General features: G+C 60.2%; 2 protein-coding genes. Both read right to left on the reverse strand.

Annotated features, from left to right (window positions below):
- The coding region (locus AB4043_RS24770; protein ID WP_442308427.1) for an outer membrane protein assembly factor BamB family protein at window positions 1–657 on the reverse strand (657 nt) is incomplete at its 3' end.
- 11 nt (window positions 658–668) lie between these two features.
- Window positions 669–1,630: c-type cytochrome (locus AB4043_RS24775; RefSeq protein ID WP_442308428.1), on the reverse strand; the 962-nt coding region annotated here is incomplete at its 5' end.

Consider the following 1,630-nt stretch of genomic DNA (forward strand, 5'->3'; position numbering starts at 1 on the left):
ATCGAGGTCGTTGCCGGTCCCGACCAGCAGGTGGTCTCCAACGACGATCGGCGACATGGTGGAAAAGTACTGCAGATCGAAGGAAGCAATCTCCTTGTGCCAGATCTCCTTACCGGTGGTTGCGTTCAGAGCCACAAGGAAGTTGTCCGGGGTCTCAAAGAAGAGACGGTCGTGCCACATGCCCACGCCACGGTTGCCGATGTGCGTTCCGCCGCGTGTCTTCCACAGGTAGTGCCACAGCTCATGGCCATCGTAGGCATCGAGCGCCCACACGTTGTCCGGCGTAGTGACATACAGCACCCCATTGACCTGCAGGATGGCGCCCTTCACGCTGCCCATCGGGGCTTCGATCGTACCGACACCACCTACGGTCGTCGGAGGCGCCGGAGGAGCGAACGAGAATGGACCGGCGCTTGGTGGGGCCGAACCAGCGCTCAGGCGCTGTACCCATGCCAGGGTGAGGCCATGAACGTTCGAAGTGTTGATGTCTTTCAAAGAGCTGTAGCGGCGGCCGCTGTAGTCGCCAGAGTAGGTCAGCCAGGTATCGGGCTTGGGGTTCAGGATATCGGCGGGATCCAGCCACGCCTTCTGCGCCATGGCGGGAGCCACGGTCATGGCCGCCACTGCAATTGCTGCAAACGTTCTTAGTACGCGCATCCTTGTCCCCTTTATTTCAGCGTCACCAGATAAGCGGTAATGTCGTGGATCTCTTTGTCCTTGATGGTGCGGAACATTGCACGATGGGCGGCAAGAGGATCGTGGATCTCGACCTTCGGAAGATCGTTATCCCGCAGGAATCGATGTGCGACGCCATCCTCGGTCGAGACCTGGACGTAGAAATCATCAATGGCGTCAAGCTTGCCGGTGATAGGCGTTCCCTTTGCCGGAGTCACGGTGGCTGTAACCGGCGGCACCTTCAGAGGCACGGAAGAACCGGCAGGGGCTCCTGGGAAACGGCCGGCGGGCATCCCCGGCAACAGCCAGGCCTGCTGCATCGCCCGCGGTTCGGCGTACTTCGCGGCGAACCCGGCAAGGTCGCCGGTCACGGAATGGCACGATCCGCAGAGGTGGGTGAAGGTATCTTTGCCGGTATTCGCGTCGCCCACCACGATGTTGATCTTTTCGGTGATGACAGCGCGGCTGCTGACCTTCAAGCTGTGCAGCCAGGCAGCAACGTCAGCGACCTGAGCATCGGTAAGATCGATCTTGGGCATGCCGCGATCAACGCGGGCCCCATGCACAATGGGAGCGATCAGTTCGCCGTTCTGATCCTGCAGCACAATCTCAGAACGCAATAGGTTGGGGCCGACGGAGCCACCGCCTGCATCCGATCCATGGCAAAAGGCACAGTTCACGCCGAAAGTGGCCTTGCCACGATCGAGGACTTCCTGCGGCGCCTTCTGCCGATCGGGATAGGCCACCAGGCCACCACGGTTTCTGGCTCCCTGAGCAGGCGGTTCAGCCTGCCCGCCGTGTTCTCCGCTCGGCGCCTGCTGGGCAGATACATGAAGATTGCCGGTACACAGCCAAACCGATAAAGACACTGCCGCGGCAAAACCGCCAACCAGTGCACTTCGGCGAAGTTTCGAGTTGAAGATCGTCATTGGCCAAACCTTGTCGTGATGTAAAT

Origin of the sequence: Terriglobus sp. YAF25 (assembly GCF_052113305.1) — a bacterium.
Classification (GTDB): Bacteria; Acidobacteriota; Terriglobia; order Terriglobales; family Acidobacteriaceae; genus Terriglobus.